Source organism: Shinella zoogloeoides, assembly GCF_033705735.1.
Taxonomy (GTDB): domain Bacteria; phylum Pseudomonadota; class Alphaproteobacteria; order Rhizobiales; family Rhizobiaceae; genus Shinella; species Shinella zoogloeoides_A.
In genome coordinates this window covers 89,223-114,238 of sequence record NZ_CP131133.1, presented here as the reverse complement: position 1 = coordinate 114,238, position 25,016 = coordinate 89,223, and the positions used below count along the sequence as shown (strand labels likewise).

The 25,016-nt window shown below is 63.4% G+C and carries 30 protein-coding genes; 6 read left to right on the top strand and 24 right to left on the bottom strand.

From position 1 onward, the window contains the following. Window positions 1–8: 8 nt before the first annotated feature. The gene (locus ShzoTeo12_RS28060) at window positions 9–410 is read right to left on the bottom strand and encodes a hypothetical protein (RefSeq protein ID WP_318914509.1); all 402 of its coding nucleotides are present in this window, start codon (window positions 408–410) and stop codon (window positions 9–11) included. Between the two features lie 321 nt (window positions 411–731). Here ShzoTeo12_RS28060 and ShzoTeo12_RS28055 point away from each other — a divergent pair, with 321 nt between their 5' ends. Beyond that, window positions 732–998 carry a WGR domain-containing protein gene (locus tag ShzoTeo12_RS28055; protein WP_318914508.1) on the top strand — a complete coding sequence of 89 codons (267 nt, stop codon included), beginning with the start codon at window positions 732–734 and terminating at the stop codon, window positions 996–998. Between the two features lie 99 nt (window positions 999–1,097). Here ShzoTeo12_RS28055 and ShzoTeo12_RS28050 read toward each other — a convergent pair whose 3' ends face one another. From ShzoTeo12_RS28050 to ShzoTeo12_RS28040, 3 genes are all read right to left on the bottom strand, one after another. Continuing rightward, window positions 1,098–1,253 (bottom strand): hypothetical protein, encoded by a 156-nt coding sequence (locus tag ShzoTeo12_RS28050; protein ID WP_318914507.1) that lies wholly within the window; start codon window positions 1,251–1,253, stop codon window positions 1,098–1,100. A gap of 318 nt (window positions 1,254–1,571) precedes the next feature. Continuing rightward, entirely contained in the window at window positions 1,572–1,895 is a 324-nt protein-coding gene (locus tag ShzoTeo12_RS28045) for a DUF736 domain-containing protein (protein WP_318914506.1), read from the bottom strand. A 691-nt stretch (window positions 1,896–2,586) separates the two neighbouring features. Next, the gene (locus ShzoTeo12_RS28040) at window positions 2,587–3,123 is read right to left on the bottom strand and encodes a hypothetical protein (protein ID WP_318914505.1); all 537 of its coding nucleotides are present in this window, start codon (window positions 3,121–3,123) and stop codon (window positions 2,587–2,589) included. A gap of 309 nt (window positions 3,124–3,432) precedes the next feature. On the opposite strand from ShzoTeo12_RS28040, the gene ShzoTeo12_RS28035 reads away from it, so the two are divergent. Continuing rightward, window positions 3,433–3,690 carry a CopG family transcriptional regulator gene (locus ShzoTeo12_RS28035; RefSeq protein WP_318914504.1) on the top strand — a complete coding sequence of 86 codons (258 nt, stop codon included), beginning with the start codon at window positions 3,433–3,435 and terminating at the stop codon, window positions 3,688–3,690. Continuing rightward, entirely contained in the window at window positions 3,690–4,061 is a 372-nt protein-coding gene (locus ShzoTeo12_RS28030; RefSeq protein WP_318914503.1) for a type II toxin-antitoxin system RelE/ParE family toxin, read from the top strand. The genes ShzoTeo12_RS28035 and ShzoTeo12_RS28030 overlap by 1 nt, the downstream gene beginning before the upstream one ends. Window positions 4,062–4,285: 224 nt before the next feature. Here ShzoTeo12_RS28030 and ShzoTeo12_RS28025 read toward each other — a convergent pair whose 3' ends face one another. The 13 genes from ShzoTeo12_RS28025 to ShzoTeo12_RS27965 all read right to left on the bottom strand — a co-directional run bounded on the left by ShzoTeo12_RS28025 (window position 4,286) and on the right by ShzoTeo12_RS27965 (window position 17,328). Next, window positions 4,286–4,681: a type II toxin-antitoxin system VapC family toxin gene (locus tag ShzoTeo12_RS28025; protein ID WP_318914502.1), complete on the bottom strand. Its 396-nt coding sequence runs from the start codon at window positions 4,679–4,681 to the stop codon at window positions 4,286–4,288. After that, a complete protein-coding gene (locus ShzoTeo12_RS28020) occupies window positions 4,678–4,944 on the bottom strand; it encodes an antitoxin of toxin-antitoxin stability system (protein ID WP_318914501.1) in 267 nt (88 codons plus the stop codon). The genes ShzoTeo12_RS28025 and ShzoTeo12_RS28020 overlap by 4 nt, the downstream gene beginning before the upstream one ends. Window positions 4,945–5,030: 86 nt before the next feature. Continuing rightward, window positions 5,031–5,969 (bottom strand): DUF2493 domain-containing protein, encoded by a 939-nt coding sequence (locus ShzoTeo12_RS28015; protein ID WP_318914500.1) that lies wholly within the window; start codon window positions 5,967–5,969, stop codon window positions 5,031–5,033. 330 nt (window positions 5,970–6,299) lie between these two features. Then, a complete protein-coding gene (locus tag ShzoTeo12_RS28010; protein WP_318914499.1) occupies window positions 6,300–7,334 on the bottom strand; it encodes a toprim domain-containing protein in 1,035 nt (344 codons plus the stop codon). A 12-nt stretch (window positions 7,335–7,346) separates the two neighbouring features. Next, window positions 7,347–11,819, bottom strand: coding sequence for a strawberry notch-like NTP hydrolase domain-containing protein (locus ShzoTeo12_RS28005; RefSeq protein ID WP_318914498.1), 4,473 nt, complete (start codon window positions 11,817–11,819; stop codon window positions 7,347–7,349). 8 nt (window positions 11,820–11,827) lie between these two features. Continuing rightward, a complete protein-coding gene (locus ShzoTeo12_RS28000) occupies window positions 11,828–13,090 on the bottom strand; it encodes a hypothetical protein (RefSeq protein ID WP_318914497.1) in 1,263 nt (420 codons plus the stop codon). A gap of 255 nt (window positions 13,091–13,345) precedes the next feature. Continuing rightward, on the bottom strand, window positions 13,346–13,789 hold the full coding sequence (locus tag ShzoTeo12_RS27995) for a hypothetical protein (RefSeq protein ID WP_318914496.1): 444 nt from the start codon (window positions 13,787–13,789) through the stop codon (window positions 13,346–13,348). Beyond that, on the bottom strand, window positions 13,737–13,937 hold the full coding sequence (locus tag ShzoTeo12_RS27990) for a hypothetical protein (RefSeq protein ID WP_318914495.1): 201 nt from the start codon (window positions 13,935–13,937) through the stop codon (window positions 13,737–13,739). The genes ShzoTeo12_RS27995 and ShzoTeo12_RS27990 overlap by 53 nt, the downstream gene beginning before the upstream one ends. Further along, window positions 13,930–14,715 (bottom strand): methyltransferase, encoded by a 786-nt coding sequence (locus ShzoTeo12_RS27985; RefSeq protein ID WP_318914494.1) that lies wholly within the window; start codon window positions 14,713–14,715, stop codon window positions 13,930–13,932. The genes ShzoTeo12_RS27990 and ShzoTeo12_RS27985 overlap by 8 nt, the downstream gene beginning before the upstream one ends. Before the next feature lie 125 nt (window positions 14,716–14,840). Next, on the bottom strand, window positions 14,841–15,041 hold the full coding sequence (locus ShzoTeo12_RS27980) for a hypothetical protein (RefSeq protein WP_318914493.1): 201 nt from the start codon (window positions 15,039–15,041) through the stop codon (window positions 14,841–14,843). A gap of 92 nt (window positions 15,042–15,133) precedes the next feature. Next, complete coding sequence (locus ShzoTeo12_RS27975) at window positions 15,134–16,180, bottom strand: hypothetical protein (protein ID WP_318914492.1); 1,047 nt, start codon at window positions 16,178–16,180, stop codon at window positions 15,134–15,136. A 104-nt stretch (window positions 16,181–16,284) separates the two neighbouring features. Continuing rightward, window positions 16,285–16,506 carry a hypothetical protein gene (locus ShzoTeo12_RS27970; RefSeq protein ID WP_318914491.1) on the bottom strand — a complete coding sequence of 74 codons (222 nt, stop codon included), beginning with the start codon at window positions 16,504–16,506 and terminating at the stop codon, window positions 16,285–16,287. Between the two features lie 177 nt (window positions 16,507–16,683). Continuing rightward, the gene (locus ShzoTeo12_RS27965; RefSeq protein ID WP_318914490.1) at window positions 16,684–17,328 is read right to left on the bottom strand and encodes an antitoxin of toxin-antitoxin stability system; all 645 of its coding nucleotides are present in this window, start codon (window positions 17,326–17,328) and stop codon (window positions 16,684–16,686) included. Between the two features lie 57 nt (window positions 17,329–17,385). Between ShzoTeo12_RS27965 and ShzoTeo12_RS27960 the strand changes: the two genes are divergently transcribed. From ShzoTeo12_RS27960 to ShzoTeo12_RS27950, 3 genes are all read left to right on the top strand, one after another. After that, a complete protein-coding gene (locus ShzoTeo12_RS27960) occupies window positions 17,386–17,592 on the top strand; it encodes a hypothetical protein (RefSeq protein WP_318914489.1) in 207 nt (68 codons plus the stop codon). 46 nt (window positions 17,593–17,638) lie between these two features. Beyond that, window positions 17,639–18,829: a DUF1173 domain-containing protein gene (locus ShzoTeo12_RS27955; RefSeq protein ID WP_318914488.1), complete on the top strand. Its 1,191-nt coding sequence runs from the start codon at window positions 17,639–17,641 to the stop codon at window positions 18,827–18,829. Between the two features lie 92 nt (window positions 18,830–18,921). Next, a complete protein-coding gene (locus tag ShzoTeo12_RS27950) occupies window positions 18,922–19,131 on the top strand; it encodes a hypothetical protein (protein WP_318914487.1) in 210 nt (69 codons plus the stop codon). A 29-nt stretch (window positions 19,132–19,160) separates the two neighbouring features. On the opposite strand, the gene ShzoTeo12_RS27945 is transcribed toward ShzoTeo12_RS27950, so the two are convergent. From ShzoTeo12_RS27945 to ShzoTeo12_RS27915, 7 genes are all read right to left on the bottom strand, one after another. Continuing rightward, window positions 19,161–20,141, bottom strand: coding sequence for a hypothetical protein (locus tag ShzoTeo12_RS27945; protein WP_318914486.1), 981 nt, complete (start codon window positions 20,139–20,141; stop codon window positions 19,161–19,163). A gap of 82 nt (window positions 20,142–20,223) precedes the next feature. Then, complete coding sequence (locus ShzoTeo12_RS27940; RefSeq protein ID WP_318914485.1) at window positions 20,224–21,891, bottom strand: hypothetical protein; 1,668 nt, start codon at window positions 21,889–21,891, stop codon at window positions 20,224–20,226. Window positions 21,892–21,973: 82 nt separating this feature from the next. Next, a complete protein-coding gene (locus ShzoTeo12_RS27935; protein ID WP_318914582.1) occupies window positions 21,974–23,164 on the bottom strand; it encodes a DUF932 domain-containing protein in 1,191 nt (396 codons plus the stop codon). A gap of 67 nt (window positions 23,165–23,231) precedes the next feature. After that, on the bottom strand, window positions 23,232–23,504 hold the full coding sequence (locus ShzoTeo12_RS27930; protein ID WP_318914484.1) for a hypothetical protein: 273 nt from the start codon (window positions 23,502–23,504) through the stop codon (window positions 23,232–23,234). Further along, window positions 23,501–23,923: a hypothetical protein gene (locus ShzoTeo12_RS27925; protein ID WP_318914483.1), complete on the bottom strand. Its 423-nt coding sequence runs from the start codon at window positions 23,921–23,923 to the stop codon at window positions 23,501–23,503. The genes ShzoTeo12_RS27930 and ShzoTeo12_RS27925 overlap by 4 nt, the downstream gene beginning before the upstream one ends. A gap of 127 nt (window positions 23,924–24,050) precedes the next feature. After that, window positions 24,051–24,464 (bottom strand): antirestriction protein, encoded by a 414-nt coding sequence (locus ShzoTeo12_RS27920; RefSeq protein WP_318914482.1) that lies wholly within the window; start codon window positions 24,462–24,464, stop codon window positions 24,051–24,053. Then, on the bottom strand, window positions 24,464–24,937 hold the full coding sequence (locus tag ShzoTeo12_RS27915) for a hypothetical protein (protein ID WP_318914481.1): 474 nt from the start codon (window positions 24,935–24,937) through the stop codon (window positions 24,464–24,466). Before ShzoTeo12_RS27915 ends, ShzoTeo12_RS27920 begins: the two co-directional genes overlap by 1 nt. Between the last annotated feature and the right edge of the window lie 79 nt (window positions 24,938–25,016).

Sequence of the window (25,016 nt, the reverse complement as noted above, 5' to 3'; positions counted from 1 at the left end):
GGCAGCGGTCAGCGCCAATCGGAACGACCATATCGAGCTGCAGGGTCTTCCGTACCCGGCGACGCAATCCAGTCGGCGAACTTCGAATAGCCCATGGAAACCCCGACGAAGCCGGCTGCCATGAGCAGGAAATCCCAGAACGGCATTCCATTGGCTGCTTCGGGTTTGACGAAAGCGACAAACGCGACCAGCGGCATAATGAGACCGCCGAGCATCATCACGTTGACGACCGGGCGAAGCAGGCAAAGCAGGAAATAGGCAAGGTGCCAGATGCCATGGAGGACGCCGCGGACGGCTCCCGCGGCAAGCGCGGTGGTCACGCGCGCGACATACCGCACCATCCTGGAAAGTGGGCTCCGCACCTCAGGATGTGCATTGGTGCGGGCAATGGACCGTTCTTCGATCGCCATGCTGAACTCCTTTGCCAGATTCGGTGCGCCATGCATCGTGGGTCGACGTAAACTCTCGGATTTTAGTGAGTTTAGTCGGGGTGGCTGAATAGGGCAAGGAAAGTTCGGCGGCGTCCCGCGAGAGGGGGCGTCACCCGGATGGGCGGAGACCGCTTGCGGGCACCGTGAGCAAAGCGAATAGCACCCGGTCGGCCGCAGGCCGGCTCGCCCAAAGCACCCGTTGTCCCGAGCCGCCCAACTATCACGAAGATGAATCGGACCGTCCGGATCGATTCAAAACTGTCGTTGGACGCCGGAATCTGGACAGGCGATTCTCCGACAATGCTCATTCAGCCCTATCACCTCTATGTCGAGCGCGTGGATCCTGACCGGAACATGGCGCGCTTCTATACGCTCGCGATCGAACCGACCCTTTTCGGCACACCGCGTCTGCTGCGCCGCTGGGGAAGGATCGGCACGCTCGGTCGGACGATGGTGCATGATTTCGAAAGAGAGGAAGAAGCTGTCGCGCTGTTTCTCGACTTACTGCGAGAAAGGCGTGCCCGTGGATACCGGGTGAAGTCCGTTGAGCCATTGACGCGCGGATGATGCGCAACAAAGATGGGACGCGGGGGTGAGGCGCAGCCTCGGGCCGATGCGCCGGTCGATCCGGCGCATCGGCCCCATCGTGCAAGGCAGAAACCTCCCTCAGTGGGGAGGCTCGGCGTCTTCGGCGGCGACGATTGCGGCCAGCTCAGCGCGGGCCTGTTCCAGCTCCGCCTCGATCTGGGCGCGCTCGGCCGGGTCGCAGTGGCTCGCTTCGCGGCGCAGTTCTTCGATGTGGCTCTCGAGGGTGTTCGTCATCGTCGTCATCTCCTTGTTGATGTGAAAGATGACGCCCGGGGTCGTGAGGGTCGGGCCGGGTCAAGGATCGCCGCAGGCGACCGGCGGAGCCGGCGAGCGGAGGAACCGATTTTCTGACGGCGCCCTTCAGGGCGGCGGCTGAAAATTGGAGGTGCCGCGAAGTGCTTGAGGCGGCACGGGCCTCACGGCATGATTGGGTATCTGAGCAGACAGACCTTCCTCTCGTGGGGCACCCTGACATGCGCGCCGTTTCGCGATCGCGGCTGGAAGCACGCAAGGAAGCCGGCCCCTTTCGGGGCCGGGCCGGTTCGGCTCAGCTCACTCCGGGTGGTTCCAGAGGAGCACTTTCTTGTTGTCCTCGCCGCCGGGCGCGGGGGCCAGGTTTCCGAAGATGACGCCGATCTCGGGGGCCTCCATCCGGATCGAAACGTATTCTGCCCCGCTGCGCGGCGAGATCCTGTTCCAGCCCGCGCCGATCTCAAACCCGGTGCGCTTGTTGATGACGCGGTAGTCCGGGGCGTCCTCGCGGGACTTGTGGGCGTTGGGGAGGACGGCGATCGGGGCATTGACGCGGAGCGTGGCGAAGACGCCTTCCATCGAGCCGTCGGCCTTGGTGGTGAGGTTTGCGATCGTGGATGCCATGGTAGTTCTCCTTCGGTTCCATCGGGACCGTTCCCGATGTCGGCAAAGGAGAGGGCTGTCCTGCTGCGGTCAGCTCGGCGGAAATTTTTGCAAAATTCGATTTGCCGCCAAAGCGGACAAACAGAAATCGAATTTTGCAAAAATTTCTGTCGAGTCTTCCCCCTTCAGGGGTTGGCCGCAAAAGCAGGCAGTCCTCTACAAAGTCGGCATCAATGGGAACGGGCCGGGCGGAACCGGAGGCGATGCGTGCCCTGGTGTCCCGACTTGCTGCCTTTCCGCCATCACCGCGATCGTGGATGCGCCTTTGTTCATCAGTCTGCCCGCCATTGCCTTCGCCGCCCTTCCCGCGCGACCACCCTGCGAGGGTGCTCCGGGGTGCCGCCGTCTTCGCAAGCGCCCGGCGTTCGACGGCGTGGGTTGGGACTGGGTACAGCCAAGCACCGGGCCCGATATACCGCGCTCGGCCCGGATGGAAGCCTTCGAGGCTGGCATTATCTTCCACATCGGTCCTGGCCGTCGCGCCGGGCGGCGAGGACGGCAAGGAGACGATCTCTCTCTCTGCACGACACCGGAGAGGCCGAGCGGACCGGCCGCGCAAGGGGGCGGCGGGAAGCCACGGAGATCATCGCGGCGAAACGCCGGCGGCTGTCGGCCGGCGGCGGCCGGGCAAGACGCCCGCCGAACAGGTGTTTCATCGCCCGTTGGCGAGATGGCGCTCCCCGTCGGTCATGCGTGCCTCGATCCGCCTCACCAGATCCCGACCGGCACTGCGCAGCATCTCTTGCCAATCGGGAAGGCTTCGGAGCGTGAACTTCGCGCTAAGCATCGTGTCGTAGACGACGCAAGGGGAGCCGGCTGCGGCAAGGCGCAGCATGTTGAGGCAGGTTCCCGGCGAAGCGCCATCCCAGACCATCAGCCCGTAATCCGCGCGCCGCGCCATCTCGCGGTCTTTTTCTGCATGAAAGGCGTAGCCGTGCGCGCTTCCCGGCGCGGGCCGGTGATAGGCCGCCCAGTCGCCCAGATTGTTGCGCGGCTCGTTGCCGGCATGGAAGACGCCGACATGCTCATAGCCGTAGCCGGCGAGCAGGCTCTGCGCCTCCGCGTCGGCTCCGGGCGCATCGCCGACCAACACGCCGTGCTCGCCGGCGATCATCGCGCCGATGCGCGCAATCACCGGTTCCGGCAGCTCGAATATGTCGCGTGATCCGCCTATGAATATCATCGCCATGGTCGCTCTCCTACTTCCACTAACAGGCCTACCCCTCCTGGCCCGCCTCTCCCTCTCAGCGACCGCATCGTCTCGAAGGAGCGGAACGGCGAAGCCGTTCCGCGGGGCGGCAGATGCCGGGCCGGCCTTCGGCCGGCGTTCGCTGCGCAGGGAGAAAGGGGGAACCAGCCATGCCAGACGTTTGCTCGGGACCTGCGGCGATACCCTTCATGCCCAACGTCGCAACTGCCATGCCGATGTCAAATATTGACATTGAAGTCCCAGTACAGGAAAATTCGCCTCGACAAATCCAACCGGGAGGGCACCGCCGTGACCAGCAGCCTGCATGTGAGTTTGCCCGATGAAATGCGCGCCTTCGTCGATATGCGCGCAAACGGCAAGAACCAGTACACGACGCCGAGTGAATATGTGCGCGCGCTGATCCGCGAAGACATGGCCCGCGAGGAAGACCGCCGTTATGCGGTCCGCTCATTGTTGAAGGCGGAAGAAGAATTCCGGCGCGGGGAAACGCTGCCTCTGTCCGCCCTGGATGCCGTCGACGCGGAACTGGACGAAGAGCTGCGTTAGTGGCTCCCCGCATCCTTATCCTGCCGACGGCATTGGAAAACTACCGTCTGGCGATCCGCGAGACCGCACGCATTTGGTCGCCGCAACAGGCGAAAGCCTATGGACGCCTGCTTCGCAAGGGCTTCGAGGAAATCCCCGAAGCCTATGCCCTCGTGTGCATGAAGAAAGACGAGCGGGTGGGCCGTTCCCTGTTCCGGCTCCACAAGATCGAGCATCACTATGCTGCCTATATCGTGGTGGACGACGCGACCTTTGTCGTCGCCGCTGTTCTCCACGAACGGATGGACATTCCCGCGCAGCTGCGCACAGTCGAACGATTGACCGACCGCGAATATGAGAGCCTGATGGGGCATCCTCGCCCGAAACGCTAGGGACGCTTTTCCGCCGAGCTGAACGCCCGGCGGAAAAGGGCCTGAAGAGAGAGAAAGAGCGCTCACGCGCCCTCTCCCTTCAGTTCCCAGACGGTGATGCCGGAGCCCAAGAAGATAAGGATGTTTATCGCCTCTGCTATACATGCAGGCCCGAAGGGCTTCTCGCCGGCCTCGCCCGGGAACCGGGCGGAGCGCAGTGATCAACCCCGCCGGCCGTGGGCCGGTCAAGCCGCAGAGTCCGAGCACGTCAGGAACGGAACACCATAGAGAGGCACGTTCTGATCTTCGGAAACGAAATGCGCATCCTCGGCAAACGCCTGCGCGATGAGGAGGTGATCGAACGGATCGCGATGATGAACCGGTAGTCCGGCCAGCGCCACCAGATGGGCATCGGAAATGTCGAGGCGCTGAAACCCTTGATCCGGGAGGATGGCAAGAATCTCTTCGATGTCCGCATCGAGCTTGCCGATGCGCAGCTTCACGGTGATTTCCCATAGGGATACCGCGCTGACAAGAACGTCGTTCGCGGGATCGCCGATCAAGTCGCGGGCACGCGCTCCCAGCTTCTCGTCGTCATTCAACCACCATAACAATGTGTGGGTATCGAGCAGAAGCCTCACGCCCCGTCTTCCATCGCCTTCAGGACGTCCGCAGGCAGAACGTCGAAATCGTCGCCAAGCTTGATCTTACCGCGCAGGGCGCCCGGCTTGCGGATTACGACGTCAGACGACGGCGGCCCGATTTCCGCAACGACTTTGTGATGGGACGTCAGGACAAAGCGCTGCCCTTCCTCGACCTGCCGCAGAAAGGATGTCAGGTTGCCGCGAAACTCCCGCACGCCAACGCGGCGGGGAGACGATGTGTTGTGTCGAGGTTCAGCCATTGCGTCGCTCCATTTCCGAAGAAATGTGTACACAATTTATCGGAAATGCAAGGGCTGGGCATCGGGCGGCATGAGGGAAACGGCGCTTACGCGCCGCCTCCTTTCAGTTCCCAGACGGTGATGCCGAAACGGCGGGCCTTGTCGCGAAGGTTTTCGGTGATGCCAGAGCCCGGGAAGATGATGACGCCGGCCGGCATGACCGAGAGCATCTCATCGTTGCGGCGGAACGGGGCTGCTTTCGCGTGCTTGCTCCAACTCGGCCTGAAAGCGACCTGCGTCACGCCGCGGGATTCGGCCCAGCACGCCGCGATGCGCTCAGCGCCTTTCGGGGAACCGCCATGCAGCAGCACCATGTCGGTGTGCTTGGCGAGCGCCTTGTCGAGTGCCGTCCAGATCCGGTCGTGATCATTATAGTCCAGGCCGCCGCCGAAGGCGATCTTGGTGCCGGCCGGGATCAGCACCTCGGTCTCGGCGCGACGGCGGGCGGAGAGGAAGTCGCGGCTGTCGATCATCGCCGCGGTCATGTTGGCGTGATTGACCTTCGAGCCGGTGCGCGGCCGCCAAGTCGAGCCGGTCTGCGCCTCGAAGAGGTCGGATGCATAGTCGCGCATGAACTCGAAGGCGTTGCGGCGCTCGAGGAGCGAGATGCCCTCCATGATATGGCGTTCGAGCTCGACGCTCTTGACTTCCGAGCCGTCCTGCTCGCGCTGCCCGTTTCGCTGGGCATCCTCGTTGCGCTGTAGCTCGCGCTGGATGCGTTCGCCGGCGCGGTGGAAGAGGTTGACCGTCGACCAGAGCATGTCTTCGAGGTCGGGCTCCAACCGCGTGTCGCCGAGCATTTCGAACATCGCGTCGAACATCGCGGTCAGCGCGGACTGGACGACCGGCTCCTCCGGCAGTGGGCGCGGGTCCGGCTCGTCCTGGAATGGACGATAACCGTAGACCTGCATCTCGTAGATGACCCGGTCGGTCGGGGACGATGTGTGGAGCTCGGTAGCGGCATCGATGGGAAGCTGGACGTTCATGGTGATCTCCGTCGGTTGCGGCCGCGCCTCTCGCGGCCTGACGGCGATCCCTTTCCATCCGGCGGGCGGGCCGGAACCGCGGCGCTCGCGCCGCGGCCCAGCGCAGCGCCGGGCCGCCGGGGACAGGTTTTTTGCTCCGCGAGGAGCGCCGGCTTCGCCGGTGCGGGGAAAAAACCTGGCCTCCGGCGGTTGGAGGCCCGAACGCCTGATGGTAAGGGTCGCCTCTCGGCAGGCCCGCAGGCGCGCGCTCATCCGTGCGGCGACCAGCATGGCCGCCCTCCCCTCTGCCTTTGCCGCTCCCGCCCCGCCCATCTCCCCATCACGGCCTCATCACGATGGCAGGAAGACGGTAGCGTCCTCCGGGGCGAGCTGTGCGCGGAGACTGGCGATGAGCCGGCTCGGGTCCAGCCGCAGATCGTCGTTGAAGTCGCCGAGTTCCGGAGCGAGCACCAGCGGCAGGATCCCGCGAGCCTGCGCCCGGCGGCTCAATCGCTCTATGCCGTTCCGGCCGGCGGCGTCGGCGTCGGCGGCAATGTAGAGGCGCACGCAACCGGGCGGCAGCTCGAAGGCGGCGAGGTGATTGGCCGTCAGCGCCGAGACCATTGGCATGCCGGGCATGACGTGCGACAGCGACAGGATGCTTTCGAGGCCTTCGCCGGCGGCCATGACCGATACGGGGCGGTGGACAGGAAAGGCGAAGCGGACTGCATTGCCGAGCAGACCGCCAAGCGCGCGGCGTGGATCCTCGACCTGTGCCTTGCCGCCACCGTCGGGGTCGAGCCAGGTGCGATGCACGCCGGTGATCGTGCCGCCGGGATCGGTCACGGCAGCGATCAGCGCGGGGAAGCTGCGCGTCCGGCCCGTCACGAGATCGCGATAGTAGCAGGACGGGTGATAGCGAAGCGCCGGATGCAGGGATGCCCGCAGGATGCCCCGCTGGCGCAGGTAGCTGTCCGCCAAAGTCCGCGCCAGCGGCTGCGACATGCGAAACAGGCGCTGCGCGCGCTCGTCTGCCGGTCTGTCGACCGGCGGATCGGTTCGGGCGTCGTCCCTGCGGGACGCCGCCGGAGCGGGACGGGGCTCGTTAAGGAAACGCCGCGCTTCGTCGGCAACGTCGCGGAAATCGACAAGTTCGCAGGTCTCGCGCACGAGATCGAGCAGGTCGCCATACTCGGCCGTTGCGGCATCGGCCCACCGCCCGGCGCGCGGACCGGACAGATGGACGTAGAGCGACTTGCCCTTGCTGTTGGCGGTGTCGCCGACGATCCAGTAATTGCCGGCCCTACGGCCGGCGGAGAGGTAGTGCCGGCAGACCGCCTCAGCATCGCGCGCGAGACGGTTCGCAAGTTCGGAGGCCGAGAGCATGGCGGTCCTCCTTCAGTGCCGGCTGACGACATCGAGCAAGCGATGACGCTGCATCAGGCGCGAAAGGATCGCAGCGCCTTCATCGGTGACCGGAATGAAGAAGCGCAGCTTCCATGCGATCATCTCCGAGAACAGCCCAATGGAGCGCAACCAGTCGCGCATGCCGTCCGTAAAGCCGGTCAGTTCGACGCGGTTGTCGTTCATGACCCGGACGCGGCGCACCTTCATCTCACCGGCAAGGCTGATGATGGAGGAGCCATCGACCACCGATTTCCACGCCTGCTCCGGATTAAGTACCTCGCTCAGGTCTATCCCGAAATTGTTGCACAGGCGGGAGAGACCGGCCGGCGCGATCACGCGGCCGACGATGCGCTCGCCATCGTCGGTCTGCAGTCGGTAGACCCGGCAATAATCCTGCGGCAGCAGCTTCCAGATCGGCAGCAATAACCCGCTGACGACATGCAGCGTCGACGTCGAGAACTCGGGAACGCTGGCCACTTCGGTATTCCAGGCCGCGGCGAAGATCTGCTCGTCCGCCTCCTCCCAGTTCGTCTCTTCGAGATGACGGATCTCGAAGCGCAGTTCGTCCATCGGACGGATCAGCGCGACGCGCGGCTGCAGCGAGCCGTCGTCGAGCATGATGGAGCGCGTCGGCGCCATGACCGCGGCGCGATCGGACTTTCCGTTGATCATCAGCTTCGCGCGGGGATCCCGCGCCACCAGGCGAAGGGCATCCTCATGGAGCATCGGCCGGTTGCGGTCCATGCGCTCGATGGTCAGCAGGTGCGACTGCGCGCCTGTGACCGGATGGGTGTAGACCAGCTTGCTATCCCTGAGCGTCATGCGATCAGCGGTCAGCGTCTCCAGGCCCTTGTCATAAACGCCGGCGGCGATAGCACCTTCGATGCGGGCCGCCAGCAGCTCCTCGAAAGACTCGAACAGGACGTTTTGCATGGCGATGGTCAGCGCCAGCATGCGATTGAGGAAGGTATGGATCGGCGGCAATTCATCCTTCAGTCCCCCTTCCTCGTCGCAGAGCGAGAGGCCCGTGATCGTCTCGAAGGTTTCCAGCGAGCAGCCGGCGACCGCGCCGCTATGGACGCGCTTGTAGAATTGCCTGAGCGCATCGCGGGCGTATTGGGATTCGAGATTATCCTCGCTGCGGAACATGCCCTGCCCGCCCGTCTGGCGCTGGCCTCGGGTGATCGCGCCGAGCGTGTCGAGGCGACGGGCGATCGTCGACAGGAAGCGCCGTTCGGCCTTGACGTCGGTCGCGACCATCCGGAACCGCGGCGGCTGGGCCTGGTTGGTGCGATGGCTGCGTCCGAGGCCCTGGATCGCGACATCGGCGCGCCAGCCGGCTTCGAGCAGATTGTGCAGCCGCTGGCGCTGGTTCTTCGCGCCGAGGTCGGCGTGGTACGATCGCCCCGTGCCGCCGGCTTCCGAAAAGATCAGGATCGGCTTCTGGTCGTCCATGAAGGCGCGCGTCTCGTCGAGATTGGCGCTGCCCGGCCGGCTCTCGACTGCGAAGCGTGCAAAGGCACCGTCACCATCCCGGCGAACGATACGACGGGAGCGCCCGGTGATTTCGGCGACCCTGTCCGTCCCGAAATGCTGGACGATCTGGTCGAGCGCGGTCGGGATCGCCGGTAGGCTGCCGAGTCTTTCGAGCAATTCGTCACGGCGGGCAGCGGCCTCACGGCAAAGGACGGGATTGCCGTCGGCGTCATAGACCGGCCGGGAGAGAAGTGTGCCCTCGCTGTCCGTGTATTCCTCGAAGAGCTGGGTCGGGAAGGAGTTCATCAGGTATTCCGCGACGATCTCGCGCGGGGTGACGTCGACCTGGATGTCGTTCCATTCCTCTGTCGGGATGTCCGCAAGCCGCCGTTCGGTTATCGCTTGTCCTGTCGAGATCAGCTGGACGATGGCGGCATGGCCGTCCGCAACGTCCTGGTTGATCGTGCCGATCAGCGTCGGCGTCTTCATCGATGTCAGGAGGTGGTTGAAAAAGCGCTGCTTCGTGCTCTCGAAGGCGGAGCGCGCCGCGGCTTTGGCGTTTTTGTTGAGCGTTCCAGTCGCCGAGGTGATGCTGCAGGCTTCCAACGCCTGATCCAGACGATTGTGGATCACCTGATAAGCTTCGGCATAGGAATCGTAGATGCGGACCTGCTCTTCGGTCAGCGCATGTTCGAGGATCTCGTATTCGACGCCCTCAAACGACAGCGAGCGGGAGGCATAAAGCCCCATCGCCTTGAGGTCGCGGGCCAGCACCTCCATGGTCGCAACGCCGCCATCCTCGACCGCGGCAATGAACTCGCTGCGCGTGGCGAAGGGGAAGTCGGCGCTGCCCCATAGACCGAGCCGCTCCGCATAGGCGAGCGACTCGACTTCGGATGCGCCAGTCGCCGAGACATAAACGACGCGTGCGTCGGGCAAGGCGCGCTGAAGGCGAAGGCCAGCCCGGCCCTGCTGCGAGGCGGCCTTGTCGCCACGGTCGGACTTGCCGCCGGCGGCATTGGCCATGGAATGCCCCTCATCGAAAATCACGACGCCGTCGAAGATCCTGGCTTCATCGACCGCACCCACTTCATCTTCGCCCTCGCAGAGCCAGTCGACGATCTGCTGGACGCGGGAGGACTTGCCCTCGCGTTCGTCTGTGCGGAGCGTCGCGAAGGTCACGAACAGGATGCCCTCGTCCAGCTTGATCGGCTTGCCCTGCCGGAAGCGCGACAGAGGCGTGACCAGCAGCTTCTCCTGCCCCAGCGCCGACCAGTCACGCTGGGCGTCCTCGATCAAGGTCTCGGATTTCGAGATCCAGACGTGCCGTCGGCGGCCCTTCAGCCAATTGTCGAGGATGATGCCGGCGGCCTGGCGACCCTTCCCGGCTCCCGTGCCATCGCCCAGAAACCATCCTCGACGATATCGCACCGCGCCTTCGGTTTCCGGGCTGACGGCCGTCAGATTGTCGAAGGAGGCATCGACTTTCCAAGAACCGGCGAGATGGCCCGAATGGGCTTCGCCGGCATAGATCACGCTTTCGAGCTGGGCGTCCGAAAGATGGCCGGCGGTGATCACGTTCCTGGGGAGATGGGGCCGGTAGCTCGGCTTGGGCGGGGCAACCGACGCCATGGCGACGGACTCGACCAGCTTGTCAGGATGCGGCCTGGCGTCCGGAATGCGGATCGCCCGGAGCTCGTAGGGTTCGTAGATGCCGTCGGCGGCATCCAGCCGCGTCGACGGCGGAGCGTCGCGCAGCTCGTAGGCGAGTTCGACGATTTCGTCATGGGCAGGCGCGGGGGCCACGCCCGCCCGGATCGGGGAGCGGGAAGAGAGCGCGGGGCTCGGCCGCAATCCCGCAACCGCGGCGGGGCGCAGTGTTTCGGTGGCCTTGCGGGCAGCCATTTTCGCGGCGCAGGCGCGCAGAATCCCGTTGGATAGCGCACCGATGGAGTTGGCTGCGGTCGACGGAGAGCGCGGCGGCAGGCCCGAGATCCAGGACAGCAATGTGGTGAGGTTGGGTGCGACACCCATGCTTGCGACCAGCTTCGTCGGATCGGCGGCCGCAATCTTGTCGACGACCGTCAGCCGTGTTTCCATCGTCGTGCCATGGCGGGCGAAGATGCTGCCGGCGATCCCGGCGCTGAAAGCGACCGTGCCGCGCTCCTGCAAGCGAACGAAGGCGTCACGCCATTTCGGATTGTCGGGAGAAAGGCTGGAGCCGGTGATGGCGACCAGGCGGCCGCCCGGAGCAAGACGGGCGAAAGCCGATGTGAGATGCCGCCATGCTGCGTCGGCCATGCGGCCCTCGACATGCACCCCGGCGGAGAACGGCGGGTTCATCAACACGACGGTAGGGCGAGCGGCGCGATCGAGATAGTCGTCGATATGGGCCGCGTCGTGGTGCGTGACCGGCGCTCCGGGAAACAGATGCTGAAGGAGGGAATGGCGGACCGGAGCGAATTCGTTGAGGACGAGGCGCGCCCGGGCGATCTCGCCGAAGATCGCCATGAGTCCGGTTCCGGCGGAAGGTTCGAGGACGACGTCATCCGCCATGATGCCGGCGGCCCGGGCCGCGACATAGCCGAGCGGTACGGGCGTGGAAAACTGCTGGAGCCTCTGGCTTTCCTCGGATCGGCGCGTGTGTGTCGGAATGAGCGCGGTGAGCCTGGCCAGGATTGAAAGGGCCGCCGCGGGCGTATTCGTCCGGGTCGAAATGGCCGAGCCGAACTTGCGAAGGAAAAGAACCTGGGCCGCTTCGGTCGCCTCGTAGGCGTCCTTCCACGACCAGTAACCTTCGGCATCCGAGCCGCCGAATTCAGTTGTAAGGATGGCGCGCAGATGGCCGGATGTGATCGTATCGCCAGATTCGAGAAGCGGCAGGAGCACACCTGCGGCCGCAAAGATGCTGCTCGCACGGCTGCGTTCTTCTGGCGAGCGAGGCGCAACGGCGATCGCGTTCGCGCCGCGGGAGGATAAAGCGTTCATGGGAAACCTCATCGAGAGCGGGAAAGAGCCGGCCGCCGGGCGCTCTCCAACCCCGCCAGGCCACCCCTCGCCGGCCCCTCTCTCCCTCTCGGCGGCAGAGGCGGCGGCGCCCGGCCTTCAGCCGGGCGCGAGCTTGAGGTTCCCGAATGCAGCGACGCCGGCGACCGAGACTTCGTGCAGGACAGAGCCAAGGCGACATCTCGAAAGAAATGGAGCACCAGTCGACCATCGAGGAAAATCTCGGTCCCCAGATAGTCGTCGAGCAGGGCGTCCGGCACCACGTCGCCGGTTTCCACGATGCGGATCGTGAGCGCTTCAACGGGAGCGGTCGGATCGCATGCATACCAAACGAATGGCGACGGTTCCTCGGGATACTGGCGTGAGAGTTTCAGGATACGGGCGCCGCGAGGAGCCTGGATCGAGATCTCATCCGTGCGTGCCGCGAAGATCGGCAGCCGCTGCTTATGAATTACGAGGCGCTGCATCCTCGCAAGCCCTGCTGCATCGTCTGAGGCGCGGTCTGCGGATGTCGATATGCCATCCTGCTTGAGGAGCTCGGTCGAGGGATCGACGGGATCTTCGGTCCCGATCAGTCGCCAAAGAGCGCGCGCCGCGGCGGTGTCGCACTGCGGCTCGCCAGTGTCGATTCCGATGTCATAATATTCGGCCGAGGATCGATCAAACAGAGTGCCCAAGCGATCATAGACCTGCGATTTCCTTTCGATATCGGCGAGCTCGGTTGGAACCGTCTTCGCGATGTGAGCGTCGGCGAGCGCAAACAATGCGGCCTGGGTGCGCAAAAGGCGGTGGCCATCGACCCAGGCTAGGGCTGCATAGAACCGCCGTTTCGGCGTGCTAGTCGAGCGTTCCGCCAGGTTGGCGTCAATCTCGAACCGCATATCCTCCGCCAGGGCGCGTAGTTTTGCGGCAATGGGGGGAACCGGTTCGTGGGCAGAATCGGCTTCCTCCGCGTCGTCCTGACCTGCGGGCTCGGCAAAGCATTCGGCCGCGGAACGATCCATGAATGCGAAACCGCCCGGCGCGCTTTCCCAGGGACGGGAGTACCATCCACCCTGCTTGCGCGCCTGATTTCGGAGTGCGCCGAATTCGGCCCGATCGATTCGGTCGTCAACGACGCAAATGAAGATCGGGATGCCCCTCGACGTGTGCACATGCTCCGTGATGGTGAAGCGAGGGGCCGCCCTCGCACCGTACACAGGCGCGCCGACGACGCTTTCGAGACGGGCGGAATTGGTTTCGTTTTGCATCATGCTTCTCCATTACTGCAGGCGTCCGCGCCGACGGGAGCTATGTGCCCGGCGGTCAGAGCAGGTCGGTGTTGACGTGATGAGAGCGCGGGATCCGCTTTGTGAGATCAGGCGACGCCGGCGCGGTCTCGACGGATTGTTTCAGGAAGGACAGGGTTCTCGTGCTCTCCCAAAATGTGAAGAGGCCCGGCGCTCCTTTCGGAGGACCGGGCCTGACAGGGAAAATGAAGATGAGGTGCGGGCGGCGGCTCGCTGCTGTCAGGCTTTCGCAGACGGACCTGTGTCGATGAAGACCTCGTCGCTATTGGCTTCGAGCAGCATCAGGATTCGGTCGCCGACCGCGACGCATTCATTGATCCAGCAATGGTCAGCGGCGGAATGCCGGCCGAACCGCTTCGCCGGAACATAGATGATCGTGAAATGCGGATAATCACGACCATCCTGTCCGCGATGAATGGTAAGGCCCTCGACCGCGACGACGATGCCGCCCGTCCCATACGATGTGCGAACAGTCATGCCCGGTTGCACCAGAACCGGGACATCGGGCGCGCAGGGCGGCGTCAGGCGATATCGCCCGGGGTCATGTGCGCCGAGCTCGGCCGAATAGAGCGAATGGGCAAGATGCAAGCCCGGCTCGCCGGGACGGGGTTTACGCCGAATCTGCATCGTCGCCTCCCTTTCCGTTGCGGTAGGGCGGGTCATTCGAAACCTCACCATCACGCAGAGGGTCGAGGAAATTCGGAGAGCCGAGACCTTTGTCGAAAATCTCCTGCGCTTCGTCAGCATCGTCGGCGAGCACTTGCTGGGTGCCCTCGATACGCCAGTTGATGATCCACGGCTTCTTAGGCATGGCGACCTCCTGCAACGATCGTAACGACGCAGGTGTTGACCGCAGTCCCCGACGACCGGAAAGACCCATCAGGAAGCGGTTCGATGGCACCGCCATGGTCTGCAACGAAGTCGCGAAACGTCGTCGTGAGCTTGTTGGTCCTGAACAGAATGCCCGCGGACATGATCGCGACCAGCCGGCCGTTGCGCCTGAGAAAGCCGAACGCATGCATGACGTGACGGATGTCATCCTGCCCGGCGAAGGGCGGGTTCATCACGATGCGATCGTAGGATGCATCGGGCTGGATATCGAGGAAGTCGGCCTGTTGCCCGGTGCAGAATGAGGCGGCAGGCATGCTGTCGAGACGGGCGATCCTGAGCGCCAGGCGAGCGCATCGCGCCGCGTCGATCTCGATCGTATGGACATATCCGCCGGCGGCAATCGCCTCCACGGCGATGTTCCCGAGTCCGGCGCTCGGTTCGAGAACCCCCATCTGCGGCCTGACATCGGCACGGTCGACGACATCGCTGGCAAGAGGTTGCGGCGTATCGAACTGGCCGAAGTCCTGTTTGGTGCGGGAATACTCGCTCGTAAGCAGGATCGGTTCCAGCGCCTCCGCGGCATCCCCTTCGAACACATGGGCTTTTGCCGAGCGGTTCCACTTTCCGCCGGCGGCCTGAAGGACCTTGTCGATTTCGAGATAGAGCTTGTAATCGAGCTGGCTGACAAGGGAGACCTTCGATCCTTCGACGACGGCAGCGCCGAGAATCCTGAGTACGTTTGTCGCGATCTGCGGCATTGTTGAATTCCTTTTTTTGGAGGGGAAAAGCGAGAAGACCCGCAGTGCATCGGTGCAAAATCCGGCGGCCGGACAGGTGAGACGGCGGGACCGGCGATGCGCAGCGTGTCGCGGGTTATGAGGCGTCAAAGTCGGAAGGCATTGGCGAGCGCGCGCCGGTCGATCCGATGCTCTGCGAGCATCGAGCGGTAGAAGCGCTTGCGCGCGAAGCGGAAGGCAGGATCGTGCCGGATTCGGTGATCGAATTGGCAGGCCGCGGCACGCACGACGGCGCGCCAGTTCGCATCCGCACGGATGCGAAGGCGTGAATAGACGGGATCATTCATGGCGATAATCCGTGGAGCGCGAGGGGCTAAGCCCGGGCAGATGTGCGCTCTCTCCAACCTTCAGCCGGGCCGCCCGGCCCGCAGCCCCCCTCTCACCCGGCCGTCCTGCCGCTTCGCCTGCCGCCCCGGCGACTGTCATCCGGAATACCGGCCCCGCAACCCGCGCCGGCGGACGCCAGAAAGCGGGCGCGGCTGGTAGCGTCACGCCGGACGCGGAAGGCATCGTCGACGACACCGCTGACCCGCGCCCATTGGTTCCACGAGAAGTTCCGCCCTAGCCCGACCGTCGTATTGGAGCTGGGGAAGCGGTCGGCGTTGCGCACAAGGTCTTCCCAGGACGAGCCGAATTCGATTTCGTCGAACCGGCTGTGCTTGCCGGTCAGCGCATTGCGCTCCAGATACAACGCCCGCTCCAGAAGGTCCGGGTGGTCGGCGGCAAGCCAGAACAGCTCCCAGATTTTGCTCGCCGGGCAAAAGAAGCAGGCCGACTTGATCGGGACAAAATCAGGCCCCAGAACCTCGGTAATGACCTCGACACAGGTCTCGCGCGACCAGCCGAGAATCTGGAGAGGATAGGCATAGTCGAAGTCAGCATCCGCCGCCGGGAGATTGCGTGAACGGCGCGTGTCGGCGCGGCCGCAGTCATAGCCGATCAGCTTGACGATCCGCTGCCCTGTCTGCTGCGCCTCGATCCAGATCGGGTGTGGCGGCGCAGCGTTCGGGCCGGATCGCGACCCCTTCAGCACCTGGTCCTGCGGCTTCTGCTTCCACTTTATCGAGCAGCTTTTCATGCCGAAAGCCAACGACGGGAGGGTCTGGTTCGCAATGCAGTTGCCGTAAAGGTCGTCGTAGCCGGTCGATGCGAGCGGCACCTTCCGGCAGATGGTGATCGGCGGCCAGCCCCATTTGGCCAGAATTGCCCCGATCCGGTCGAGATGGGCCATCGTCTCAGGTTTTTCGGCGGCAACGTCTGCGAAGGTGATGACGTCCGGTCGGAGGTCGGCGAGACGCAGGGCGATCAGCATCGCCGTCGAATCCACCCCGGCCCCAAAGCATGCTGCGAGCAGGCGTCCGCTCAGCGCGCGCAAAAGGCGTTGCCGCCCGGCGGCTCGGAGCCGCGGGGTTTCGTGGGTCAACATTGTGGGAGTCCGTTCAAAATTTAGTGGGGTCGGGGGCGCCTTGCCCGGGCGACGGGAGCGTCGGCCAGCGTGCACCACGGGCACAGCCGATTTGGCGGAATCCGTCAGGCGTAGCTGACATTTGCTTCCGGGTATTTCAGGAGGAACGCATCGACAGCTGCCTCAGCCTCCTCGGTGGTAGCCAGATCCACCGCCTCGTCGAGAAGGTCGCCATCCTCCGCCTGAACGGCTACGTCCCAGAATTCCGGGAAAAACGGATGCTCGGCGATTTCTGCAGAACCGTCCGGTAAATTTCGCATCGGGAAAACCGTGATGTCGGTCATCATTGATTCCTTTCATGAAAGTATGAGCGGCGGGATATCCGGTCGCGGACGTGACGTCGGTGGCAGATGCCACCGACTTGGTCGCGGGAAGGCGCTCTCTCCACCTCAGCCGGGCCGCCCGGCCCGCAGCCGCCCTCTCCCTCGCGTCCGGATCTAGAGGGAGGAGCCCCCGGCGTCGGATTAGCCGAACCGACGACCGGACGCAGTGAAGGTGTAGGCATTGGCCACGATGGTCTCGTCGACCATTTCGTCTGAGGTCAGCGCGTTGTATTCGTTCTCGAGCCGTCGGTAGAGCCATCGGGCGAGATCGCGAAGAGCCTCGATGACCGTATCCTCAGCGTCGGCGGTCATGTCCTGATAGTTGAGACTTTCCCTCGTGACAGAGATCGCCATGCAATATTCGTGATAGTAGTTCCCGCGATGGCTGACATCGGCCCGAAGCTTGTAGAAGTTGCGGCGCTGGATCGCCTGCAAGCCGTCGGCAATCCCGTGCAGCATCGTATCCTTCGGCGCATAGTCCCGGATCGCGCGGGGCGAGCCCTTTCGATAGGAGTAGAGTGCCTGGAAAGACGCACCGTCTCCTTGAGACCAGAAGCCCGTGAAGTGTATTCTTGGCTCATCCCGTGTGCCGCCGCCAACAAGATGGACCGGAGATGTTTTAAGGCGAACGCCAAGGCATTCACATATTCGGCCGAAATCCTCGAAGACAAACTCGTACCACTCGTAGTCGAAGCCGCCCTCTCGATACCAGGTGCGAGCTTCCTCCTTCGCTTTTTCCGACAATTCCTCGAATTTGTAGACTGTGGTCTCAATGACTTCGGGCATACGAACCTCCTGAATTGCAAAAGCCCGGCGCGGGGCCGGGCTCGAGGGGAATGGACAATGCCGGCGATTGCCGGCGGCTGGATTGGATGGCGGCTCGAAGGGGGCAGCGGAAAACTCCCTCAGCAGTGTGCGGCAGCGCACAACATCGCCAATCTCTTTTCCGCGGCGCGTTCCTGCTCGCAGCCGGTCGCGCTGCGCCCATCATTCGGCCGGTCAGACAAGCCGGCGATCGACGTTTTACTATATGGATTTTTGATAGTATAACGCCACCACGCCGCGCAGGGTTAGGCCTGGGAAGGGGAGAGCGACAGTGCGAACATTCACGATCGGCGACCAGGTGTTCTCGGAAAACTCCCCGGAATTCCGCGCGCTTCTTCCGCGAGCCTATGAAGAGCGGCTCCGCCCGGTGTGCATGTGCAGGCAGCCGGCTGTTGCGATGTACATCGCCCGAATGGACGACCAGTATCTTGTAAAGCGCATGCCGCTATCCGGGCGCGAGCACGACCCGGCCTGCCCTTCCTATGAACCGCCCTACGAGCTTTCTGGCCTTGGGCCGCTCATCGGCAGCGCCATCCAGATCGACGCCAGCGGCAAAGCCGATCTGAAGCTCGATTTTTCCCTGACGAAACGGGGTCCGCGTGCCGCGGCCGGTACGGCGGCGGAACAGACGGAACCAGCTATTCGCAGCGAGCCGCGCAAGCTGTCGCTCAAGGCGATGCTTCATTATCTCTGGGAGGTCGGCGAACTGACCGAATGGCGTTCCGTCTGGGCCGGACGGCGCGGCTGGGGCCGCGTGCGCACCAGCCTGATCAACGCAGCGTCGCAGATGACGGCGAGAGGTGGCCCGCTCAGCGACATGCTGTATGTGCCGGAGGTCTACCAGGCAGACGACAAGGACGGCATCGCCGCACGGCGCGCCACCGCGCTGAAACCCGTACAGGCCGCAGGTTCAGGGCCGCGCAAGCTGATGATGATCGTGGCCGAGGTGAAGGAGTTCTCTCCGGCCCGCGAGGGACAGAGGATCGTTGTGCGGCATATGCCTTTCCCCCTGATGATCGAAGATGGAGCATGGCGGCGGCTGGCGGCCCGCTACGAAACCGAACTCGAACTGTGGCGTTCCAGCGAGGCGTTCCATCTGATCGTCATCGCCACCTTCGGCATCTCGACCTCGGGCATCGCATCGGTCGAAGAAGTCGCTTTGATGGTGGTAAACGAGCACTGGCTACCCTTCGAGGACATCAACGAATTGCGCCTGCTGGAAAAGCTCAGCCACCTGAAGCGGAAGAGCGTGAAGGGCCTGCGCTTCAACCTTCCGCGCGACGCGCCGATCGTGTCGGTGACGCTACCCGAGCAGAAGCCCGCGCCGGTGGCGATGTTCATCATGCCGGCGAGTGCCGGCGACGAATACGAGCATGCGCTTGCCGACATGATCGAGACGAGACCGGAGATCACACCTTGGATCTGGCGGGTCGGCGATGGCGAGATCCCCCGAATTCCCTGATCGTGGACTTCCCGGCGTAGGCCGTTGACAGGTTGCCGCGAATAAGAACAGCTGCCGGGAGACAGTCATCTGCCATATTCAGTCGGAGCATCATGAAGCCTGAGAAAAAGCCGTTCGTCGTCGAGTTCAAGAATCGGCGACGCCTCCCCCGGAAAGAAACGTCGATCTGGGGGCGCATCGACCTGAAGGCCGCCAGCGACGTGGTCGAGGTCGAGCAGATAGGCAACGAAGCTGCGTCGATGACCCACGGCCAGTCGCCGGTATCCGAGCAGGCGCCGACCCCGGCCGGGATCAGCGCCTGATCGCGTCATAGGCTGCCGAAGACCGTCCATCAGGATTTTCGGGTGATGAGGTTCTCGTTGGCGAGTGCTTCGGCTGCAACGTCCCGTCGGCGGCCGGCAACCGACGCCATGACGGTTTCGAGAAATTCCTCGGGTTCGCCATCCCGATATGGCCCGTATTCGGACCAGTCCAAAGCACCGACGACAGCGGGAATGAAATCGAAATCGAAGGTAAATCCGCCTTCCTCCAAAGCATCCGAGAGAGCGGTGTACGCCTGCTCTGCAAGAGGTACGATCGCCAGGACATGAGCCCGCATCGCCAGCCAGCCGGTCGCATCCCACAATTCGGACATGCGGATAACGCCATCGGGAACCGAGCCGTGGTCCTCGTGAAGGCCGCGGAAATAAAGCATGGCCTCCCAGATGCAGAGAGCTGTCTCCATCTCGCCAACGGTGAAAGAACGAACTGTAGCGGCGACGGGAGCACCGCCCATCAGGGCAGGCGGCGAGACCGGCGGCAATAGTGCGCGATCCTGCAAACGGAACCGGTTCAGCAGATCCTCGCTGGTCGCGTGATGGATGCCCTTGCCGGTGATAAGGGACACGCTGGCGCCATAGCTCTCCGGGCGTTGTGAAGGGTGATTCATCCATTGGATCACCGTGACCTCCTGCAGGCTCGGCGATCGCGCGACAATGTCATGCACGATGAATTGCCAGGGGAACTCGGTCAGGTCGATATCGGCAGCGATATCGTCACCGTCCGGAGATGTCGGCAACAGCGCGAGAATGCGACCGCCGATGAAGGCATTGAGTGCACTGTCCGCTTGCGGCGCCGAAGTGCGAAAGGCGTCAAGCAGTGCCTTCCGCTTTACACTGATCGGATTGATCGGGCCGAGGTCGGTGAACAGGACAAGCCCGGCTTCAGTCTCGCTGCATTCGAGAACGTGGGTCAGCACGAGCTTTTCGAGCGGCGTGATATCGGCAAGCGGGATTGGCGGATAGGTGTAAATTCGGGTTTCGAGATTGTTCATGGGACTGCCTTTCAGTCGATACGACAAACCCGGCGCGGTGGCCGGGTTGATTGGAGGAATGGTCGAGCATTTTTGATGAGGGCTATGTCGCCGCGCGCGGCGCGGGCGGCGCGCCGACAGGCGGGGAAAGACCTTCGACCGAGATCTTTCGATGTTCGATCCTGATCAGGATCGCGTCTTCGCGCGGCACGCGCCAAACCAGTTCGCGTTCGACGACACGCACGATCGCATTGAGATCGGCAGCGTGCGCCGTTTCCAGCAAGGCGATGCTCAGATCCTCCGCCTCGTCGGAGAACCATTGCTCCTGCTCGTCGTAGGAGCCGGCGTCCGCATCGTCCGTGGGCGAATAGAGGGCATCGACAAGGAAGGTGGTCAGGTGTGACGGGGTGATAGCCGACTGCTTGGTGACGAGGATCTCCGCCTCGTCCAAGGAACCATGATCGACCCCTTGGACGATGAGGTCGGTCTCCAGCACCCACTGCGTCTTTTCCGCGCCCGAAACGTCCAGAACCACCTCGAGGCGATCCGGCCGCCCGTTTGCGCCGAAGAGATCGAAGGGCTGATTTTCTTCGGTCGCGCCATCGATCTCCATTCTATAGGATCGGATCTGGATGCACCGAAGCGCGTCGTACCAGGCATAGCCGGCAAAAGCCCGATGCGGGTCGAAGAGCGCCGGAGCACTGTCCAGCCGCGCGATTGCCCGGGCAAACGTCTGATCTTCGAGCGGCCCCTCTCCTTCGAAGACAAATGCGTCTTTCTCGACCGACGCAGGCGCGAGGAAAACACTCCGGTCCGTGTCTGCGCACGAAGGCGAATAGGGTCGCAATAGAGGCGCTGCCTCTTTCAGATCGATGTCCAGCGACCGGCCAAGCTGGTAGTCCTTGAACCTCAAGCTGTGCGCGCCGCTGGCCGCGATCATGCGAAAGAACAGGCGGGTGATCTCTTCGAGGAGCGCTACATACATCGCGTCGCGCACGACATCCTTGCGGGCGGGAAGCACGAGCTTGAGATGGGCACAATCGACCACGTCGATGCGCGCGAAATAGCTGCGATGCCAGGATTGCTGAAGCTCCGGCAAGGGGATCTTCAGCGTCACGCCATGGAAATTGGCGTTGTCATCGTGGTAGCGGGAGACATCCCGGCCAAAAATGCCGATCCGAATTCCTCGCCACTCCTCGATGTGATCCGCGCTCTCGAGGAAGTCATTGGACGGCATTTCTTCGCCGTTGAAGATGACGGGAACCGGGAAAAAGCAAGCGGCGCGGCGGACCGCACTAGCAAAATGCTCACCCTTCTTTTCCGGGAAGATCACCGCCAAGCCCTGATGGCCATCTGGACCGACGTCGACCGTGACCGGTTCCTTGCCATGAAAGGCATCCGGTGTCGCCGCGATGGCCCAGGCCTGGTCCGTACCTTTCTGGCCGGCGACAATCATCGCCCCGCGATTGGCGAGGGAAAAGAAGCCCATGCCGGCGGCGTCCTCTGACAGGGACAGAGCCTTCGACCATTCGCTCCTTCCAAGAGAAAAGAGCGAGCGGGGGTCGTCGAGGCCTGCGCCATCATCGGCGATGCGGATTGCCGGCCCGAACCGTGGATCGTCGATCTGGTCGATCAGGACCTTCGCGGCCCCGGCGCGCCGCGCGTTCTGGAGCAGTTCGTTGAGGATATCGTCGATCGAGGCGTTGAAAAGGCGGCCGACCTTTTCGATCGCCTCCGCGGCGACCTGTGCGTGAAAGGAAAAGCTGGTCATTGTAAGATCTCCAAAATGGCGAACGCCCGACACGGTGGCCAGGCGCTGATGGGATAGAGGGGTTGCGTTTGCGGGAACGTGGTCAGGCTGCGCTTTCGAGCAGCTTGCGCGCTTTGCCCTCCAGTTCCAGGCGCGTGTCCTGATGGGCTTTTCCACGCGCAAGGGCGGTGATGCCCTGCACGAAATCGAAGATGGACTCCGGCGGTCGCCCCTCCTCCGAGAGGACCGTGTCGATGATTTTGCCGGTTTCCGCCTTGGAGAATCCACGCTTGCGCAGGAAGCAGGACCGGTCCTCTTCATTGCGGGCGACTATTTTCTCGCGGGCAGCGCGAATGCCGTTGATGAAAGGCGCGGGCGATGAGTTCGCGAAATTCATCAGTGCCGGAGCGGCCTCGTGCGCGAAGCGTTTTGCCGCGAATTTCGAGTGCCGAATGGTGATTTCCTCGAAATTTTCGCAGCCCCACAGGTTGCGATTCATGCACACGGCACGAAGATAAAAGCTGGCGATTCCGAGTGTTTTCGACCCGACCTCTGAATTCCAGGCATAGAAGCCGCGGAAGTAAAGGTCCGGCTCGCCGTTCGGGAGACGGCCCGCCTCGATGGGGTGCGTATCATCCACCAAGAAAAGGAAGACGTCCCTGTCACTGGCGTAAAGCGTCGTCGTGTCCTTGGTCACGTCGACGAAAGGATTGTGGGTCATGGTCGCCCAGTCGAGGACGCCCGGCACCTTCCAGATCGTGTCGCCGGTCCCATTGCCGGCAATGCTCATCACAGCCGCGACAAGTTCTTTATCCCAGATGCGCCCGTATTCGGGGCCGGTCACGGCGCGCAACTCGACCCGCCCGTCGTCCATTTCCAGGGTCTTGACCAGTTCGGCACTGTGGTTCAGCAGCCCGTGCTGGAGATTGATCGCGGCAAGCGGCGCGGGAAGCTGGCGCATGTAGCTCGCCGGCGCGCCGACGAGGCTGCACAATTGGCCGTAGCTCCAATGGGTCGGCGCCAACGGCACACGGCTGCCGGGAACCACAAGGGAAAGGCGCTCGGCGTTGTCGCGTGTCGCCTCGACGCGGATGTCCGCGCTCTCGACGGTCCGGACACGGGCGCGTTCCGTCCGCTCGCTGACCGCGCGATGGAGGTCGGAGAGCGAAAGGTAGCGCTCGTCGTCCGGCCGAGAGAACCACTCGGACGATACACGGCCGATGCGCTCGCCGCGCGAGATATCGACCTTGAAGCCGGAGGATACGGCGGGCGGACTGGAAATCATGGTATTCATAAGTCGTCTCCTGAAACGTGAAAGCCCGGCGCAAGGGCCGGGTCGGTGGAAAGAAAAGGGATGAAGCTCAGCGCGCTGGCGCCGGGTGGATGCGGTCGTCGTCAAACTCGACATTTTCGATGACGGGTTCCGTTCCGTCCGCTGTAACGCGATCGATATAGATGATGGTGCCTTCGCGCCGTTGGTCGATCTCGATGTGTTCCGGCTGATCGGATGCCTCCATGGCCACCGTGGCGGCTGCCTTGGCTTTCTCGATCGCCTCGGCATCGCTATCGGCCTCGAGAGCGAACCCGTCATAGGCGCTGAGCCAGAATCCGATTTTGACTTTGTATTGCGTCATAGCCGCTCTCCCTCGGCAGGATCGTCAGGATCGCGAGCGCCTGAGAGGATCGCCTCGCCGCGCGCGACGGCAGAGATGGCACGCTCGATCCAGTCGTCCGATGCCGCCCGGCCGGCCTGGACGTCAGCGAGCAGAAGCTTCAGCAGCCCAAGCAGGATTTCGAAGTGCCTGACCTTTCGCTCGGTCGTTTCCGAAAAGTGGGAGGGAACAGGGACTGCATGGCCGGAATAGGCGGTATCGACCCCGTTCCATATGCCGGACACGTAAGTCTCGCCGGCATCTTCGTAGCTCAGCTTCTCGCCAGACCAGTCATCGTCCTCGATGGCCTGCCGGCAGGCGAGCGCAGCGGTATCGGCCTGGTAGGTGCGATGACGGTAGGCTGGCAGGCGGTAGCTGGTCTCAATGGTGTAGTCGGGCATCTCAAGCTCCTGAAACGAAAGAGCCCGGTCGCCGCTCTCGCGCCAACCGGGCTGGTGAAGTGGGAAACGATCTGTGGGTCGCAGCTCACTGCGGAACGCCCGCGACCCGCAGTCGTGCGAGTGGGCTTCAGTCGATTGCCTGGAATATCTCGGAGGCCTCGGGATGATCCGCGGAATAGGCGTAGAGGCGCTCATAGCCTTCGACGAGCCGATCGGTCTCAAACTGGAATGACAGGTGCGAGAAGGCGAACATCGTGGCGATGATCCCGGCCGCCTCGGCGGAGACCTCGCCCTGGAAGCATGTGACGTCACCGGTGATCCGGAAACGTGTCCTGGATCTGGGCGCGAGGAAAAGCGGCTTGCTCTCGTGCTCGTAGAAGTCCCAGGAACCGCCACGATAGTCGAGAGGGCTAAGCCTTTCCATCAAGGCATAGACGGCATTCTCGGCGACGATCAGGTGCGAACGGCCGAAGAGGATTGGCAGGAAATCCTGACGGGCTTCGTCGGGGACGATCACCGCGCGCGTGGTATCGTTCAACATCACGCCACCCTCCCTTCGACAGCATCCGCGCAGATTTCCTCGACGCAAACCTCCTCGAGGCGGATATTGATGTGACCGCTATCTTCGACCCAACGACGGGCGTCGGCCATGTTTGCGGCAAGGTAGAGCAGGATGTTGTGGGCGCCGTATTCCTGAAGGACACGAACTTCGCCGGCGAGAGGGCGACGGACAATCTCGAACGAGAGATCGCTATCGAGTGGAAAGGCTTCGCGGGCGGCGATCGCAGCATCGAGGTCCATCTGAAACTCGCCCGGTAGGAGCGTAATCGCGCCTGCCGTCGACCAGATGATGCTGGAACGAGGCGGCGTGCATCGCACGAGCCAACCGGCACCATTGCATTTCTTCCAGGCGGCGAGGGCATCGGCGTCCTCGTCGGATGGCCGCGGAACCGAATTGCGAAAGGAGATCATTGCGCCGATCGGCGCGCGTTCGTAGATGGTCATGACGGACATGTTCGTCTCCGAGTTTCGAGAAACAGAAAGGCCCGGCGCGACGGCCGGGCCCTGGATCGATCGTTGTTGGTCCGAGGAT

Bases quoted from the DNA above. Each gene is read 5' to 3' on its own strand.
- ShzoTeo12_RS28055 (WP_318914508.1), top strand. From the start codon at position 732: ATGCTCATTCAGCCCTATCACCTCTATGTCGAGCGCGTGGATCCTGAC.
- ShzoTeo12_RS27960 (WP_318914489.1), top strand. From the start codon at position 17,386: ATGCCGGCGATTGCCGGCGGCTGGATTGGATGGCGGCTCGAAGGGGGC.
- ShzoTeo12_RS27970 (WP_318914491.1), bottom strand. From the start codon at position 16,506: ATGATGACCGACATCACGGTTTTCCCGATGCGAAATTTACCGGACGGT.
- ShzoTeo12_RS27950 (WP_318914487.1), top strand. From the start codon at position 18,922: ATGAAGCCTGAGAAAAAGCCGTTCGTCGTCGAGTTCAAGAATCGGCGA.
- ShzoTeo12_RS28045 (WP_318914506.1), bottom strand. From the start codon at position 1,895: ATGGCATCCACGATCGCAAACCTCACCACCAAGGCCGACGGCTCGATG.
- ShzoTeo12_RS27935 (WP_318914582.1), bottom strand. From the start codon at position 23,164: ATGAATACCATGATTTCCAGTCCGCCCGCCGTATCCTCCGGCTTCAAG.
- ShzoTeo12_RS27915 (WP_318914481.1), bottom strand. From the start codon at position 24,937: ATGTCCGTCATGACCATCTACGAACGCGCGCCGATCGGCGCAATGATC.
- ShzoTeo12_RS27975 (WP_318914492.1), bottom strand. From the start codon at position 16,180: ATGTTGACCCACGAAACCCCGCGGCTCCGAGCCGCCGGGCGGCAACGC.
- ShzoTeo12_RS27995 (WP_318914496.1), bottom strand. From the start codon at position 13,789: ATGACCCGCCCTACCGCAACGGAAAGGGAGGCGACGATGCAGATTCGG.
- ShzoTeo12_RS27980 (WP_318914493.1), bottom strand. From the start codon at position 15,041: ATGAATGATCCCGTCTATTCACGCCTTCGCATCCGTGCGGATGCGAAC.
- ShzoTeo12_RS27985 (WP_318914494.1), bottom strand. From the start codon at position 14,715: ATGCCGCAGATCGCGACAAACGTACTCAGGATTCTCGGCGCTGCCGTC.
- ShzoTeo12_RS28000 (WP_318914497.1), bottom strand. From the start codon at position 13,090: ATGATGCAAAACGAAACCAATTCCGCCCGTCTCGAAAGCGTCGTCGGC.
- ShzoTeo12_RS28060 (WP_318914509.1), bottom strand. From the start codon at position 410: ATGGCGATCGAAGAACGGTCCATTGCCCGCACCAATGCACATCCTGAG.
- ShzoTeo12_RS28015 (WP_318914500.1), bottom strand. From the start codon at position 5,969: ATGAACGTCCAGCTTCCCATCGATGCCGCTACCGAGCTCCACACATCG.
- ShzoTeo12_RS27990 (WP_318914495.1), bottom strand. From the start codon at position 13,937: ATGCCTAAGAAGCCGTGGATCATCAACTGGCGTATCGAGGGCACCCAG.
- ShzoTeo12_RS28005 (WP_318914498.1), bottom strand. From the start codon at position 11,819: ATGAACGCTTTATCCTCCCGCGGCGCGAACGCGATCGCCGTTGCGCCT.
- ShzoTeo12_RS27965 (WP_318914490.1), bottom strand. From the start codon at position 17,328: ATGCCCGAAGTCATTGAGACCACAGTCTACAAATTCGAGGAATTGTCG.
- ShzoTeo12_RS28040 (WP_318914505.1), bottom strand. From the start codon at position 3,123: ATGGCGATGATATTCATAGGCGGATCACGCGACATATTCGAGCTGCCG.
- ShzoTeo12_RS27940 (WP_318914485.1), bottom strand. From the start codon at position 21,891: ATGACCAGCTTTTCCTTTCACGCACAGGTCGCCGCGGAGGCGATCGAA.
- ShzoTeo12_RS27925 (WP_318914483.1), bottom strand. From the start codon at position 23,923: ATGCCCGACTACACCATTGAGACCAGCTACCGCCTGCCAGCCTACCGT.
- ShzoTeo12_RS27945 (WP_318914486.1), bottom strand. From the start codon at position 20,141: ATGAACAATCTCGAAACCCGAATTTACACCTATCCGCCAATCCCGCTT.
- ShzoTeo12_RS27930 (WP_318914484.1), bottom strand. From the start codon at position 23,504: ATGACGCAATACAAAGTCAAAATCGGATTCTGGCTCAGCGCCTATGAC.
- ShzoTeo12_RS27920 (WP_318914482.1), bottom strand. From the start codon at position 24,464: ATGTTGAACGATACCACGCGCGCGGTGATCGTCCCCGACGAAGCCCGT.
- ShzoTeo12_RS28010 (WP_318914499.1), bottom strand. From the start codon at position 7,334: ATGCTCTCGGCCTCCGAACTTGCGAACCGTCTCGCGCGCGATGCTGAG.
- ShzoTeo12_RS28020 (WP_318914501.1), bottom strand. From the start codon at position 4,944: ATGGCTGAACCTCGACACAACACATCGTCTCCCCGCCGCGTTGGCGTG.
- ShzoTeo12_RS28050 (WP_318914507.1), bottom strand. From the start codon at position 1,253: ATGACGAACACCCTCGAGAGCCACATCGAAGAACTGCGCCGCGAAGCG.